The sequence below is a fragment of the Paenibacillus ihbetae genome (assembly GCF_002741055.1).
Classification (GTDB): Bacteria; Bacillota; Bacilli; order Paenibacillales; family Paenibacillaceae; genus Paenibacillus_AQ; species Paenibacillus_AQ ihbetae.
This window is the reverse complement of the sequence record NZ_CP016809.1, coordinates 5,490,443-5,506,524: the sequence shown is the minus strand read 5'-3', so window position 1 is coordinate 5,506,524 and position 16,082 is coordinate 5,490,443. Positions and strand designations below refer to the sequence as shown.

11 protein-coding genes are annotated in these 16,082 nt (G+C 47.3%); 5 read left to right on the top strand and 6 right to left on the bottom strand.

Annotated elements, in window-relative coordinates; all coding sequences use genetic code 11:
- The first annotated feature begins 145 nt into the window (after nt 1-145).
- Complete coding sequence (locus tag BBD41_RS24780) at nt 146-2,392, top strand: helix-turn-helix domain-containing protein (RefSeq protein ID WP_099479211.1); 2,247 nt, start codon at nt 146-148, stop codon at nt 2,390-2,392.
- A gap of 20 nt (nt 2,393-2,412) precedes the next feature.
- On the opposite strand, the gene BBD41_RS24775 is transcribed toward BBD41_RS24780, so the two are convergent.
- The 3 genes from BBD41_RS24775 to BBD41_RS24765 all read right to left on the bottom strand — a co-directional run bounded on the left by BBD41_RS24775 (nt 2,413) and on the right by BBD41_RS24765 (nt 5,899).
- The gene (locus tag BBD41_RS24775) at nt 2,413-3,276 is read right to left on the bottom strand and encodes a carbohydrate ABC transporter permease (RefSeq protein ID WP_099479209.1); all 864 of its coding nucleotides are present in this window, start codon (nt 3,274-3,276) and stop codon (nt 2,413-2,415) included.
- Nucleotides 3,277-3,291: 15 nt separating this feature from the next.
- Nucleotides 3,292-4,215, bottom strand: a complete 924-nt coding sequence (locus BBD41_RS24770; protein ID WP_099479208.1) for an ABC transporter permease — start codon at nt 4,213-4,215, stop codon at nt 3,292-3,294.
- Nucleotides 4,216-4,366: 151 nt separating this feature from the next.
- On the bottom strand, nt 4,367-5,899 hold the full coding sequence (locus tag BBD41_RS24765; RefSeq protein ID WP_099479205.1) for an ABC transporter substrate-binding protein: 1,533 nt from the start codon (nt 5,897-5,899) through the stop codon (nt 4,367-4,369).
- A gap of 396 nt (nt 5,900-6,295) precedes the next feature.
- On the opposite strand from BBD41_RS24765, the gene BBD41_RS24755 reads away from it, so the two are divergent.
- From BBD41_RS24755 to BBD41_RS24745, 3 genes are all read left to right on the top strand, one after another.
- Nucleotides 6,296-7,903, top strand: a complete 1,608-nt coding sequence (locus tag BBD41_RS24755) for a YifB family Mg chelatase-like AAA ATPase (RefSeq protein ID WP_099479203.1) — start codon at nt 6,296-6,298, stop codon at nt 7,901-7,903.
- A 1,577-nt stretch (nt 7,904-9,480) separates the two neighbouring features.
- Nucleotides 9,481-10,401: a matrixin family metalloprotease gene (locus BBD41_RS24750; RefSeq protein ID WP_157929335.1), complete on the top strand. Its 921-nt coding sequence runs from the start codon at nt 9,481-9,483 to the stop codon at nt 10,399-10,401.
- A 184-nt stretch (nt 10,402-10,585) separates the two neighbouring features.
- The gene (locus BBD41_RS24745) at nt 10,586-10,939 is read left to right on the top strand and encodes a hypothetical protein (protein WP_077567141.1); all 354 of its coding nucleotides are present in this window, start codon (nt 10,586-10,588) and stop codon (nt 10,937-10,939) included.
- A gap of 658 nt (nt 10,940-11,597) precedes the next feature.
- Here the strand turns inward: BBD41_RS24745 and BBD41_RS24740 are convergent.
- The 3 genes from BBD41_RS24740 to BBD41_RS24735 form a co-directional block, all read right to left on the bottom strand.
- Complete coding sequence (locus tag BBD41_RS24740; protein WP_206098262.1) at nt 11,598-12,356, bottom strand: AIPR family protein; 759 nt, start codon at nt 12,354-12,356, stop codon at nt 11,598-11,600.
- The gene (locus BBD41_RS30720; RefSeq protein WP_397311288.1) at nt 12,265-12,654 is read right to left on the bottom strand and encodes an AIPR family protein; all 390 of its coding nucleotides are present in this window, start codon (nt 12,652-12,654) and stop codon (nt 12,265-12,267) included. Before BBD41_RS30720 ends, BBD41_RS24740 begins: the two co-directional genes overlap by 92 nt.
- 412 nt (nt 12,655-13,066) lie before the next feature.
- The gene (locus tag BBD41_RS24735) at nt 13,067-13,615 is read right to left on the bottom strand and encodes a hypothetical protein (protein ID WP_099479200.1); all 549 of its coding nucleotides are present in this window, start codon (nt 13,613-13,615) and stop codon (nt 13,067-13,069) included.
- A 329-nt stretch (nt 13,616-13,944) separates the two neighbouring features.
- On the opposite strand from BBD41_RS24735, the gene BBD41_RS30375 reads away from it, so the two are divergent.
- On the top strand, nt 13,945-16,074 hold the full coding sequence (locus BBD41_RS30375) for a winged helix-turn-helix domain-containing protein (RefSeq protein WP_237086910.1): 2,130 nt from the start codon (nt 13,945-13,947) through the stop codon (nt 16,072-16,074).
- Nucleotides 16,075-16,082: the final 8 nt, after the last annotated feature.

Genomic DNA, 16,082 nt, shown 5'->3' with positions numbered 1-16,082 from the left:
TGACGCGCACACGTCCCTTTTCGGGACCTGCTCTGAGCTTGGAGCTGCTTTTGGCTCAAAACTCTTTATCCCGAATGGTTGATCCTGTACAATGGATGACGGTACATAGAAGGTAAGCGGATTCAAACATAAAGGAGATTGCGGCATGCAGTGGTTGACGTCCCGTTTTTCGGTCCATTCTCTATTCTTCAAAATGCTCGTTTATTTTCTGATCGTCATCAGCCTGCTTTCCTCCTACAACATCTGGTCAATGACGTTTTATACGCGGAATGTCCACAACGAGATCGTAAAATACAATTTAACGCTGATCCGGAATACCGTGGACAGCTTCGAGAAGCAGTATACGACTTGGAAGAGCCTGCTCCTCAGCCTTCAGCACGATGAATTCGTAGGAAATATTAGCCGGCAAGCCGACAAAGGCGGCAAGCAAGCGATCGATTACCTGCAGGTGGACTTGGTGATGGATCAAATCCGCACGCTGGTGACGCAGCCGTTTTACCATTTGCAAAACGTGATGATCTATTACCGAAGCCACTCCTTTCTGCTGGAACTCGACGGGATGGTAGATGATGACCGAATGTTTAGGCATTATTACGTCAGCGAAGCGTATCCGTACGAGTTTTGGTTGAAGGAGGCAGACAGGTCCGGCGCTTTCCTGCAGGCCCTTCCGAGCAGCAGCTTCACCATTGAACCCAAAAGCAGCGAGGTGGAACTTCTCCCGCTGGTCAGCCATGTCCCTGGAAGCCCGTGGGAAATCATCGCATTCGTCAATATGAAGAGCTGGTATGAATCCTATAAAGGCATGGCCGGCTCCCGTTTACTGCTGCTTGATCAGGACGGGACGCCATTGTTTCAATCGGATCCTTCCGCTAAGGATGGCCAGCTGCCTGCATGGAATGGAAAATCCGAATGGATTAAGGACAAGGGAACGTACTATTTTTTTGAAAAAGGGGACCGCTCGGGTCTTACATACGTATCCATCATTCCCCATAATGAGCTGAACCGCAGCATCAGCCGCATGAATTGGATCGCGGTGCTCCTGTTTGCCGCGACGCTGCTGATCGGAACGGTGGCATCCTGGTTCTTTACCCGCAACATTAATCAGCCTTTAAAGCGGATGATCACAGGCCTTGGCAAAACCGAACAGCATCTATACGAGGGCACCATTTCCGAATTCAACGCGATCGCCAGCCACCTGCAGGGATTGCATCATGAGCGCAAGGAAATCAAGGCATGGATGGACCAAGTCAAGCCGCTCCTGACAAGCTATCATTATATGGCTCGCTTCAAAAACATCAACATCGACGAAGCCGCCGCAGCGGAGCTGCCGGTAAGCGAGGGCGCCTTTATGATCGTCGTATTCCAGCTAAGGTACAGGCATACTCCCTCGGAACGGCTCGAGGATATGCTGACCAAGGCCACCGGCAAAATCAAAGAGATAATCAGTCTGCAGGTGCAGGAGGCCTTCCCGTTATCCCATACGCTCCAAATGGACAGCAGGGAGATCCTGTCGATCGTATATACGCAAGAGAGGTCGGAGCGTCTGCTTGCCTGCCTGAACGAATTGAAGCGGATTTTCGATCACGACCAAGGCACTTATCTGATCACGATAGCCGTGTCGTCCGTGTTCCAGCACACCTCGCACTTCGATCAGGCCTACGCCGAAGCCATGTCGCTCCTGCTTCAAGCGATGCCGTTGGAAGAAACCCAGATTATATGGGAAAAGGCCCTGCGGGAAGAAGTGAGCGGTTTTACGGCTGAGCAGGAGCATGAATTTTACGTAAACCTGCAGGCGGGCAACGAAAGCAGCTGCCAGGAGCTCCTTGATCGGGCATTCGATTCGCTTCACCGCCGGGGCGCGACAGCGGATCAGCTGCATCAATTCGCCCATGCCGTTCTCAGTCGTATCCGAAAAACGATGGATTTGCTGAACATCGAATCAAGTCCGCTTCAATCCGATCACCAGCCGCTTGCGCACTGCGTCACACCCGAACACTATCAGCAAGCGCTGCTGAGCGAGCTTGCCCGTGCAGCTGAAGCGATCCGACGAAAACGCGAAGAAAATTACGATATCATTCAGTTTATTGCCCAGTTTATGGAAAACCATATTTCCGAGGAAATATCACTGGAGCTATTGGCGGATAAGCTCAACATGTCGCCGACGTATCTGTCCGGCTATATTAAAGAAAAAACCGGCAGCAACTTCAGCGATCATCTACATGCGATCCGCATCCGGAAAGCGAAGGAGCTTCTCGTAACGACAAATATGCCGGTCCAGGAAGTTGGCGCGCAAATCGGGTATCGTAATGTCACATCCTTTATCCGCATGTTCAAAAAATTAACCGGCCAGCCGCCCGGCGATTACCGGAAAACCCATTGGATCCGGAATTAGCAGGCGGCCGTGCCGGCCGTTTAACCTTTAACGGAGCCGATCAACGCTCCTTTTACGAAATATTTCTGGATGAACGGGTATACCAGCAGGATCGGCACGGTGGACACCATGATGGTGGCAAATTTCAGACCATCCTCAACGACGACGATATCGCCGACCACCGGGCCGTCGGTTCCCGTGAATTGCCCGGATAGCACGATGTTTCTCAAGATGACCTGAAGCGGCTGCATATCGGCATCCCGCAGATAAAGCAGCGGGCCCATAAAATTATTCCACATGCCGACGGCGTAATACAATCCGATCGTCGCCAGCACCGGCTTGGAAAGCGGCAGCACGATCCGGAAGAAAATACCGACCTCGGATAAGCCGTCGATTTTGCCCGACTCCTCCAGCTCTTGCGGCATTCCCATGAAGAAGGTTCTCATGATCAGCAGGTTCCAGGTGCCGACGGCCCCTGGCAGAACCATGCCCCACACCGTATTGACAAAGCCGAGCTCTTTGACCACAAGAAACGTCGGGATCATTCCGCCGTTAAAAAACATCGTGAACACGATCATCATAAGAATCGGCTTGCCCATAACCATTTTGGTCTTGGACAATGAGTATGCGCCGAGCGCGGTTACCATCAGGGAAATCGCGGTTCCCAGCACGACATAGATGAAGGTATTTTGGTAACCCTTCAGTACCCTTCCATCTTCAAATACATACCGGTACATATCCAAATTAAAGCCTTTTGGCCACAGCCATACGGTGCCTGACGCAATCGCTGCCGAATCGCTGAGCGAGACGGCCAGCATATAAATGAACGGATACAGACATGCGGTTACTACGCCGAGCAAAATCAATGCGTTTAAGACATCGAACCAGTTCCACTTCCATTTCACATTCCATTCCTCCCTCTACCAGATGCTGCTGCCGCTGACCCTGCGGCTGAACCCGTTGGCTGCAATGATGAAGATAAAGCTGATGATTCCGGTAAACAGATCAATTGCCGTGGCGTAACTGTAATTGCCTTGGGTCAAACCGACGCGATAGACATAGGTGGAAATGATGTCAGCGGTTTCATACGTGGCCGGGGTTGCAAGCAAATATACTTTTTCAAAGCCGATCTCGAGAATTTTTCCGATATCCAGAATCAGAATGATGACGATCGCCGGTGCGATTCCGGGAAGCGTTATGTTCAGCGTCTGCTTCCAGCGATTCGCCCCGTCCATGCGTGCGGCTTCGTATAATTGCGGATCAATCGCCGTCAAGGCCGCCAAATAAATAATGGTCCCCCAGCCGATATGCTGCCACACGTCCGTCGTTACATAGATGGTTCTGAACCAGGAGGCCTCCACCAGAAAATTAATGCGTTCAAGACCCAAGGCGCTCAGAAGCTGGTTCACCATCCCTCCGGTAGGCGACAGGAACATGACCGCGATACCCGCCACCACCACATTGGATATGAAATGGGGAAGATAGCTGACGGTCTGGACGAACCGCTTCATGAAGGATCTTCGTACCTCATTGATCAGCAGGGCCAAAATAATCGGTGCCGGAAACCCGAATAACAGCTTATAGAACCCGAGCAGGAACGTGTTTCTCAGCACGGGCCAAAAGTCGGGGGTATGAAAGAACATACTGAAATACTTGAAGCCGACCCAATCGCTCTCGGTGATGCCCTTGAACAAATTGTAATCCATGAAGGCGATCGAGACGCCGAAGATGGGAACGTATTTAAAAATGACGTAATACAGAACGCATGGGAGCAGCAATAACAGCAAATATTTATCCCGTTTCACTTTGCGCAGAAAGCCCGGGCGGCGGGATGCTTGCAACATGAAATCCTCCTTCGTCACGCTTGATCTAGCTAAGTTGAGCTTGGAAAGCATGGATTCCATGGACCGGGAGGATACCGATAGCGCCTCAAACGCACAGCCGGAACGCCGGCCCAGTGGAAGCTACCCAAGTCGATCCAAAACTTAGGATTTGTTATTTTCCTTCATTCACGAATTTTTGCGTCCGCTCGTAAGCGCTCTTGTGCACATCCAGCACTTGCTGCACGCCCAGCCGGTTCACCTCGGCCACGTAGGCGTCCCATTCGTCCATCTTTTTCTGTCCCAAAATAAATTTTGCTATTTGCTCTTCATGGTACTTCTTGACGGTTTCTCCCACCATGCTAAGCACTTCATTCTCTTCATTGGTATAGGCCAGCCTCGGCTGCGGTTTCGTTTCATGCTCCGGCGCGATTTTCATCGCTGCCTGCATTTTGGGTGAATACATCGATTCAAATGCGCTCATATCCAGCACCGTATGGGCGCCGATGGTGGCAATGCCCGTCTTCGTACGCAAGTCGCCGAATTCTTTGTAGTCGTCTTTAAACTTACGGACGCCGTTCTGGGTCGTGTAGGTTTCCCCTTCTTTCCCCCAGGTAGCCAGCTCGATTCCTTCCGGCGAGTACAGGAAATCCAAATACTGCAGCAGCGTATCCCGCTCCTTCGAATTGGCCGCTACGGCGAACCCGTCGGTCTGGAGTCCTGCAAACACGTTGTGGGATTTACCGTCCGGCGTTCCGACAGGCGGCAACATGTAATCGAGGCTGAATTCGGATGCCTTGTCGCCCAGCATGAGCGGCAGCTCGTCCATAATGCCGATATAATCGCTTGCGATAAACGCTTTATTCTGAAGAAGCAGATCGTTAAACTGCTTGCGCTTATGCGCCATGAAATCCGGTGCGATCAAGCCCTCGGTATAAAACTTGTTCATGTACTCGACCATGATCCGATAATTGTCCTCCGTCGGTCCGTAGCGCCATTCTTCCTTCTCGTAATCGTAATAATAGCTGCTGCTCGTATTAAACGCCGGCGCCATGTTGACCAGTGGGCTTAAACCGTTGAACACGGCGATCGGGAAGCTGTCCGGATACAGCTCTTTCAGTTTTTTGGCAACCGTATAGAGCTCGTCATAGGTCGTAGGCGGGGTCAAATCATGCTTTTTGAAAATATCATCCCGGTACAGCCAGGATCGCCTGGACTGCTGTTCGAGCCCATACAGCGGCATAAAATAGTTTTTTCCCTCCGGAGACAGGATCGCTGCCTTGACCTCCGGGTGATCCTCGAGAAACTTCTTGTAATTCGGCATCTTATCCAAATGCTCGAAATAATCGACGAACGCTCCGCTGGCACCATGGGTATTCGCGGCGTTCAGGCTGTTGACCATCATCAAATCGGGAATTTCGCCGGATGAAATCGCCAGATTCATCGTCGTTGTATAATCGCTCATGACAGGCTGAACTTTAAACGAAATGCCGGTTGCTTCCTTCAAATATTGATAAATCGGCCAATTTTCTTTATAGGGCCAGTTCGTATGGGAGAAGGTCATCATGTCCAGCGTAATCTCCTTCGTCCCCAGCGCTCCTGCATTTCCCTCCTTTCCTGCTTCACCTTTCGCGCAGCCGCTCAGCAATGCACCGGTCAGTACCGCGGCGAGTGCGACCCTCCCCCATTTCCGGTTCCAAAATTTCATGTAACCCTCTCCTTCATTTCATATGATCTGCCACGCTCGCCCCCGCCACCATTTCAGCTTGCAGCTTGGGGCGTTCGTTTACGAGCTTGATTCTATCCGCTGTTTCTCTATTCTGGCTACTTACATTCTTTCCTCTTGTTGCCCGAACCTGCGATTCTGAAAAAGTGGCAATGATCTGAAATCCGGTCAACTCATCGTCGGCAGCCCGCTTCACGACTGGATTCTTTAGACCAATCCGCCTTCATCGAGGAGCTTCTGAATTGACATGTGCCAGGTAAACTTTTACAATACGGACTATACTCGATTGACGAAAATGAGGAAGCACCCTTTTCGTGTGTACATGATGACCGCACATTATCATTTACCTAATACGCGAAAGTGAGGTGCTTCTTATTTATGTATGGAAAGCTGCACAGCGCCTGCCTGCACGGCATCGACGGCGTCGTTATTCAGGTGGAAGTCGATCTGGCCAACGGACTTCCGCAAACCAGCATTATCGGACTTCCGGATTCCTCCATCCGTGAATCGGTGGAACGGGTCCGGGCCGCGATCAAAAACTGCGGGTTCGAATATCCTTTGAAGCGGATCACGATTAATCTCGCTCCGGCTGATCTTCGTAAAGAAGGCTCCTCCTTTGACCTGGCTGTCGCCCTCGGCATATTAATCACTAGTGAACAGCTGGAGTTCAAGGATGCCGCCTCGCTCTTAATCATCGGCGAGCTGGCGCTGGACGGAGCGCTTAGACCCGTAACCGGCGTGCTGCCGATGGTAGAGCAGGCGAAGCGGGACGGCTTCCGCGGCGTTCTCTTACCGATGGAGAACGTGCAAGAAGCCTCCTTAATCGGCGGCATCGAGGTGTACGGCTTGCCGCATTTGAAGGAGCTCGCCGGGGATGATGGGCCAATGCGGTCAAGCCCTTCCCGCGCTTCGAAGCTCCCGATCGCAGCCGTTTCGCTCTCGCGGCTCCGGTATACCGGGCGCTTAGAACACTCGAACGAGGCGGCTGACCGGAGCCGGGAGGAGCCGCTGGAGGATTACAAGGATGTGCTCGGCCACCAGCATATCAAGCGGGCGCTCACCATCGCGGCGGCAGGCATGCACAATATTATGCTGATCGGGCCGCCCGGCACGGGAAAGACAATGCTTATGAAGCGGCTGCCAACCATCCTTCCTCCGTTAGCGGAGGAGGAAGCCCTGACGACTACGAAAATTTTCAGCGCTGCCGGTAAGCTGAAGAAGACTGAGGGCCTCATGACGAAGCGACCGTTTCGCTCTCCCCATCATACGATATCCGCCGCCGGGCTTATCGGAGGCGGAACGATCCCAAAGCCCGGCGAGGTCAGTCTTGCCCACAAAGGCATTCTGTTCCTCGATGAGCTGCCCGAGTTCTCCCGGCATGTGCTGGAGGTTCTCCGCCAGCCGCTCGAGGATCGGGAGGTGACGATCAGCCGGGCACGGGCCGTATTTACCTTTCCCGCGCATTTTATGCTCGCTTGCTCGATGAATCCGTGTCCGTGCGGCTATTACGGCAGCGACCATCCGGCACAGCAATGCACCTGCAGCGTGGCGAGGATCGCCCAATACCGCGCGCGGATATCCGGCCCCTTAATGGACCGGATCGATCTGCAGGTTGACGTGCCAAGGCCCAAAGAATGGCCGGGAAGCACGCCGCCGCTGTCCTCGAAGGCGATGCGCGACCAGGTTTATGCCGCCCAGACCATTCAGCTGGAGCGATACCGCCGCCTTCCGATCCGCTGGAACAGCGAATTGTTCGGCAGCTATTTAAGAACCCACGCTGCACTCGATAAAGCTTCAGCGGAGCTGCTGCAGGTGACGCTCGATTCCCTGGGGCTCAGCATGCGGGCATATGACCGGATATTGAAGCTGGCACGGACGATTGCGGATCTGGAGGCTTCCGCCGACATCCAGAGCCGCCATGTTGCCGAAGCCATTCAATACCGCCAGCTGGATCGGCAGTACATCGTTACGGAGGAGCCGGGCTGAGGGTGTATGACAACCAATTAAAGCTTGGCGAATTATATCCCGTAACGGCATCGATTTGGCTGAGGAAACAACCGACGAGTCGACCGGACTTGCTGAGCACGTGAAGGTCAGGCAACAGCAGTGGCCGGCAAGATAGCTGTACTATCTAAAATAAATCAACCCATAGCAACGCCAATCTGAATAATTTTATTGATGATCGTTTATATCATTTGTGTATCGAGTAGAAGGGGCGATTCCCCCCCGGCCTCTCATACAACCGTACATACGAGTTAACATCCAGCCTGAAGACGTAACTATACAATGAGAAATGTCGCAAAAATCGTGTCACTCCCCTTATTCCGTATAGTAGTACCTGCAAAGCAAGCGGTCCATGATGATCGGGATTCAAAGCAACAGCATCCCGATTCATGGTTTGGGGATTCAACCCGTTGTTCAGCAGTCAAGGGGGCTCTATGTACTAAAACGAAGTCCGATTTTCAACGTCTTATAGATTTGCTACGGTTACGCCTATCACTACACAGGTAGGAGCTCCTTGGTTTTGGCTCTGATTGTAGGCGATTCAAAGCTCAGAGCGTCATCTGTCTACCAATAACCAACGGAGTTTATAGAAGATGTACTTGATTTCTAATGATCTCGCTGTTTTCGGGTTCCTAATCCGCTAGAGTGTTATCGATAGTTGCAAGCAATCCCCTTCCTCGGAACTCTCAACTAGAAATGCCCCCCATGATTGACGTAATAAGGAAAGTCACTTTCTTAGCAGAAAGTGACTTTCCTTATTATTTGATTTCGCTTCACATGCACATTCTAATATAAAAAAACAGTGCAGCAAAAGAGGAATGTACATTCTTTTTAATCGTGAAAATTTTACACTGACCTCGAAAAAAAAAGCTTCATCGAATTATTACAATCCTTCAAAATGATCACACTATGGCTCCAAACTATACCTCATTCATTGCTAAAAACAACGCCCCTCTAAAAGTTAAAAGACGTGTTGTGTCTTGATAAAATATACAAATGATGGATATTAATTCTAATACTAAAGAAGTAAATGATACTTAAACAAAACTTGAAGATCATAATAGCAATCCAGCTGTGAATACAACTAAAGGTGAAATGCAGACGTCACTCGTTATTGTTTTGTATCGTGCTTACAATTCTAGTATATAATTAATATTTTCTTTAAAGCATAATTGAAGTAAAAAAGAATAAATCGAGCATTTCTAGACGGAATACCCGTACTACACCTGCACTCTGTTAAGCAAAACTCATTTTTTATCCTCCAACTTCTCTTGAGATAATATGCATGTGATAGAACTCATTAATTTGTTTCAAAGCTTTAAGACTATTAAGTGCTTATATATATCATCATTCGTTGTTTAGTTATAAGAACTATTTCCTCTGTATCTCCTACGCTGAATATGCTAAGACCTCTTTATTAGGTAAATCGTCGTTTATAGAAAAAGTAATAAAACCAAAAATATTAATAGTTGACAAATCTATCTTGTCACCTTTATACTCATAATATGGAAATTATAACCAATGGAGGGATCATATGAAAAAAAATCAAAAGGATTTTGGTGTTAGGCGGAATAATCGGATTTTTATTCAGCAGTATTCCAACATATGCGACACCTGTAACTGGACATACTTGGTCAAGTAGGAATATAACATATCAAAACAATGGATCTAATGATTTCTATAAAAACATTTGGACTAATGCTAGAGATGAGTGGAACTTATCTACTGACATCTTTCTGCAAGCTGGTACTAATTCTAATTTTACCGCTGGGAATAAAAATGACAGTAGTGTTACATGGGACGGACGGGCAGATTGGACATTTAGTATTATAACTGGATACTATTCCACCATGAAGACATGGGTTAATACTTACTACACAACACAAAGTCATTATAAGACAGCAAATATTGAGGGAATAGCAACACATGAATTTGGTCATGCTCTTGGTTTGGATCATGCTCCTTTTGGTAACCCAACAGTTATGACTCCAAGTACATTTGAAAAAACTTCTTCTGGAGCTTTAATAGACGGTCGACCAAATAAGTCGCCAACTTCATGGGACATTAATACCATTAACGTTCTCTATGACAAAAACTTTGCTAAGGGTCAGAGCCATGAACCAGTGTTAGATGTTCCCGAAAATCTTCTAAAAAAAGCTCAAATTACACAAAAAGACTTGATAATAAAACATTATTCCTGGGCTTACGGCTATAGCACACTCGAAGCTCGTGCAGATGATGCCGATCTTATAGTAAGTGGGACTGTTAAAAATAAACTTAGTCCTCTCGTTAAAAATGATGGAGAAACCGAAGAAGCATTTTTGCAATCAGAGATAGTTATAGAAAAAGTCATCAAAGGAGTTATTTCCGAGGGAAATTTAATTAATCTACTACAAATGGCGGAGAAACAGACACCTCAATTATTTACCATGAGAATTCAACCGAACTCCAAGAAGGTACAGAAGTCTTACTCTATCTAAAAAAGATTGATGATAATGTATACATCCCTATTAATGAGGATGAGAGTATCTTTATTAAACAGGATGAAAAATCTTTTAAAAACCTTTACGATAATAGTCTAGTAACTCTTGAGGAAGCTTCGACTTCTATTAATTAAAAGTTCAAGGCCCCATGTAGGGGCCTTAGTCTATCCGTGGAGGCAATATGAAAAAAAATTGGCTTTTTATACCGATCATTTCTTTGATTATACTTTTGTTTGGGTGCTCATCGTCCTCTGGAAGTTTTCCATCAAATAAAATGATAAAATTAAATAAAGAAATTTACATTACAAGTAACGACTCTATCTCCAAGGATAAATTAGCGGATCAAATAGGTGAGATAGAAGTTTCCTCTACAGATGTAAGTGATCATGATGATGATAGTATAATAAGTTCCAACTCATATGAAGTAGGAACAAAACTATTCAAAATCAAAAATGAAAACAGTACGGATATGATTGCCGTAGAAGACTCTACTGATAAATATCTAATTGCGTATAATAACAAATATAAAAATTGAGTAAGTAGGTAAAAGAAAAAATGAATGCCCCTCTTAAGGATAAATTTCTTTTGCGGGGCAATCTTACTCTCTATGTGCTAAATGGTCATTGTCGAGTCAATTAAATCATACTGACAATGTGTTACATTATGAACGTTATCGAACTGCTGAGATCCTCCATCTGTGAATCGGTAGGATGAGTCGGAGCCCCGATCAACAACAGAGTTACAAATATTCTCTAAAGCCGATCACCATAAATCTCGCACCGGCCGATCTTCGCAATGAGGCTCCTACCTTGACCTGTCTGTCACCCTCGGCATATTAATCACGAGTAAACAGCTGGACTTCAAGGGAGCTGCTTCTCACTTTATTATCGGCGAGCTGGCTGGACGGAGCGCTTAGACCGGCAACCGGGCTTGCTGTCGATGGTGGAGCAGGCGAAGCGGGACGGCTTCCGCGGCGTTCACATATCTATTGAGAACCCTCAGGAAGCCCCCCTGATCGGCAGCATCAAGTTTTACTTCCGCATTTGAGGGGCTTGCCGGGGAATGATGGGATTTTGCGATCGGGTTTATCCCGCTTCTCGAAGCTCCCGGGCGATCCGAACACTCGAAGAGACGGCTGACAGGAGTCAAGGGGAGTCGCAGGAGGATTACCAGAACGTGCTCGGTCACCAGCATTACCCACTTTTATGGCAACCCTCGAGATTAGAATTTGCATCTATTATGATCTCAAGTTCACTTTTTAATTTTTCTAAAAACTCTGACCCTTTTGCTACCTTATCCGTAGCACCTAATCTATCAAATATTCCTCTAGTTAACTCAATACACTGAGTTATAAGGTCATCTGATAAATCTTCAATATCTAGATCGAAAATTTTCTTGTTCGTTGGATAAAGTGTTTCTGTGGCTAACACAAAAACTGCGTAGACCACATAGAATTTTAGATTCGTTACAAGTGATGGAGAAAACCCTTTTTCTTTAAGAGAGATTTCTGCTTTTCTTCCTCCATATGCCAATAAATAATATGTCACAAGATCATTATTCTTATGATATAGCTTCTTATAAGCACTATTGTCTTCCAGCAATGTTGAAGGTCTAGCACGGGCTGAATCAGGTCTTTGCATTAAGACTGACATCAAACATTGAGCTAAGAACGAAACGCTAATAATATCTTTTGGTTTCTTACCCTCATTCTTATAATAATTTTTACGGCGGTCATAATACAAGTCACGTGTCTTTAGATAATCCTCAATCTGCCTATGAATAGGGTCGGTTACGCGTAATGAAGATTTAGGGATAGGAGTTTGACTGTTTGTTGCCTTTATAATTTTATCTCTAGCCTCCTCAGTTTCTGGAACAATTATCCTTACAAGAAGATTTCTTCGTTCTTTCTGTAATCTCTCGGGATTGACTGAAAAGTGGCGGAAAATTTCCATCGATGTTTGACAGACCATTTACTATCTCAGGGTTCGTAATTGTAATCTCTTTCCCTCCAGGTGCCGAGGCTTCTGTTGCAATTATAGTTACTCCGTTATTCAACCACCAAAATTCTTCACTACTTTCACTTTTCTCTAGTGTTTCCTGGATCTCATTATTAACAGTTGTTTTTCCTTGATAATCTCGAACGTTCGATTCGAAAATATATTTTATCAAATTCCGATTTTCATCGGTAATAAATTTATAGTAATCGCCCAAATTCACCAGTGCTATAAAGACTTGACCAGAGGAAGACATTGGGTTCTCTGAGACTTTTAATCTAAACACACTATTGGTTACCCTTTACCTCCTGATTAATGGAAGAATTATAAAAAAAGGAACGTCAGTATTTTAATCACTCATGAAGGGGTTCACCTCAAGGTCTTAAAGCAATAGGTTTAGAACACGCTGGAGTTTCTATTATGAATAAGTAAAAAGAGATCATGGTGAGAATGCTCCTGAACCCGGAATTTCTGGGGTATAAAGGTGTTCTATACGATCATCCGAATCTAACGTAGCTAGCATTTCAGAAATACGTTAAATCAGCTAAGCAAACAGTGCTTGCAGTTCATAAAAGATAACTTTCAAAATCCGGCCGCCTCACGCAGTTTTCGACTACTCGACAACCTCGAATATCCCATCCTGAAACAAGGCCACACTTTTCTATTATTTAATTCATTCTAATCAGTTCGTTAATCCATCTGATCGTTATTTCATCTTTGACTTCTCTGCTTAAATCGGAAGGAAATTGCAAATATTGCTCGTCCTCAGGCATTTTATGCAGCTGACTATGCACAATAGGATCAGCATTACTGTCAGCAGAATAATACTGAGGAAAGCGGTAATCTTGTCCATCTAGTGATCGATAAACATAAAAATTAAACTCGATCCCATCCACTACGCAAAATGCATGGCCTTGAATTCGCGGGTCACACCATACATGAGTCCCTTTTAGCTTTTTCAATGATAGTAAAAAGCCGTTCTTCTGGGCTTCCGTAATATGAAAATCATCCAAATAATACTTTGATGAAATGCGATCAAAGTTCGTATCAATTATCTGGTAGTTTAGAATCACTTCTGCCCCTTTATGAAGAACGGGGTTAAAATAATCCTTCTGGATCCCGCCCTTATATTTTGATAATCGGCTCTTTACCAAGTAATCGATATTACTATGGTCTAAATTACGACCAAACGTTAATAAAAATCGTCGTTTTTCCAATTTTACTCTGACCCCCATTTTGAAGTGAATTATGGTATAAATCAATATTTCCTTTATGGTCGTCCAACTATCTTTTGTATGATAGTGTCACCGAGTATGAATTCTAGATTGGGAAGTTCTGCCTTAAATTAAATGTTCGGGTCTTTGTAAAACATCTAGCCTCAAACTTTCCCCGCCAACTGCCTCAGCTAAGAGACCGAGTGTCCGAATGTTCTCCGGCAGTATCCCGATCACTTGTCTTATTTCTTGAGAGGATTCTGCACGAAACGATTTACCCCATTGATGGTAAAAATCGTTCGGAGTAGTATGAAGCTATGAGTACACCTAATATGACCAAATTTTATATCCCCACGCCCCGGCCGAATGCGGTTCACCGGCGGCGATTGACCGAGAGGCTCAGCAAGGGGTGTTACCGCAAGTTAACCCTGATTTCCGCACCCGCGGGCTATGGCAAAACGACGTTAGTCAGTGAATGGCTCACCAGCTGCGGGCGGGCGGCCGCATGGATGTCGCTCGAAGAAGGGGACAGCGAACTTACACGCTTTTTAAACTGCTGGATCACTTCATTACAGACACTTCAGGAAAATATAGGGGAGGGCATACTTGCTGTGCTTCAAACTCCCCAACCGCCGCCGATCGAGTGGATCCTGACCGCTCTCCTCCATGAAATCTCTGCGATTTCATCTCCGTTCATCCTTGTTCTAGACGATTATCACGCAGTGAAATCGGAGGCAGTCGATGCTGCTTTGCTCTTCATGCTGAACCATTTTCCTTCACAAATGCACCTTGTCATAACCACCCGCGAAGACCCAAACATCCCGCTGGCTCGATTACGGGTTCGGGACCAATTGAACGAGCTGCGTGCAGCCGATTTAAAATTTACGTTCTCCGAATCCGAGGATTTTTTGAACAATGGCATGAGCCTTGAATTATCCGGGGATCAAATAGCCTCATTGGAATCGCGTACCGAAGGCTGGATAGCCGGTCTGCATTTGGCAGCGCTCTCCATCCAGGGAGATCGTGACGCCGTTCGGCTCATCCCGTCTTTTAACGGCCGCCATCATTTCGTCCTCGATTATCTGGTAGAAGAAGTCCTGGATCGGCAGCCGATGGCCGTTCAAGCCTTTTTGCTGCGAACATCCATCCTCGAGCGGCTCTGCGGGTCTTTATGCGACGACGTCATGTTCGATGAGTCGGTTTCCAGTAATGAAACATTATTGGAGCTTGAGCGCAAGAATCTGTTCGTCGTGCCGTTGGATCATGAACGACGATGGTATCGCTATCATCATTTGTTTGCCGATTTACTCCGTAAAAAGCTGCAGGAAAGTCTTGATGAGAGCCATATTGCGGCATTGCATAGACGAGCGAGTGCCTGGTACGAACACAATGGCTACGAAATTGAAGCATTTCGCCACGCCGTGGAATCCAACGACATGGATCGCGCCGCATTGCTGCTCGAAGGCAATGGAATGCCGCTGCATCTTCGCGGGGCTGCGAGCATTTCCTTGAACTGGCTGGCGTCATTGCCTGCTCCCGAATTGAACGCCAGACCTGCATTGTGGGTGATGTATGGTTCAGCGTTGCTGATCACGGGCAAGCTGACAGGCGTTGAGCACAAGCTGGCTGCAGCAGAGGCGGCTTTGGCAGGTGCCGAAGAAGACGTCCGTGTCAGGGATCTGATCGGAGTGATTGCCGCCACTCGAGCGACATTGGCATCATTAGTATTGGTCGGCAGCCCTTCCGATGCGGACAACAAATTAAGGAAAGCCGAAACGGCGATGCAAATTACACGGCCCGACGATAAGACGAATGATCTTGTCGAGCTGATTGCACCCGTAAAGGATGCCGGGGTAAGTGAACATCAAGAAATCGACCATGCAATCGACCAAGTAATTGTTCAGGCACGCCGTGCACTCTCTTATTTGCGACCGGATAATCTTCCCGTGCGGACGGCAGCCGCTTGGATGCTGGGCGTCGCCAGCCAGCGACGCGGAGTTTATTCCGACGCTCGTGACGCCTATAACGAAGTCATAACGAACAGCCGAATGATGGGGCATCGGCTGATGGCAGTAATGGCCATCATGGGACTGGGGCAAATCGAGGAAGCTGAACATCGAACCCGCACAGCGGCGGAATATTACGAAGAAGCTCTGCGACTGGGCGGAGATCTGCCACTTCCCGCTCTTCGTGAAGCGCAGCGTGGACTAGCACGAATGCGCAAAAATGCAGTGACGAGCAGCCTCATTGAGCCGCTCAGTCAGCGGGAGCTCGAAGTGCTTGAGCTCATAGCAAAGGGGCTCTCAAACAAGGAAATCGGCGAAAAACTCTTTTTGGCATTGGACACGGTCAAAGGGCATAATCGCAGAATTTTCGAAAAACTCCAGGTGCAAAGACGAACGGAAGCGATCGCGCGAGCCGCAGAATTGAATCTGCTCCCGAACCACCGAGAACCACACTAAAGTGTCTA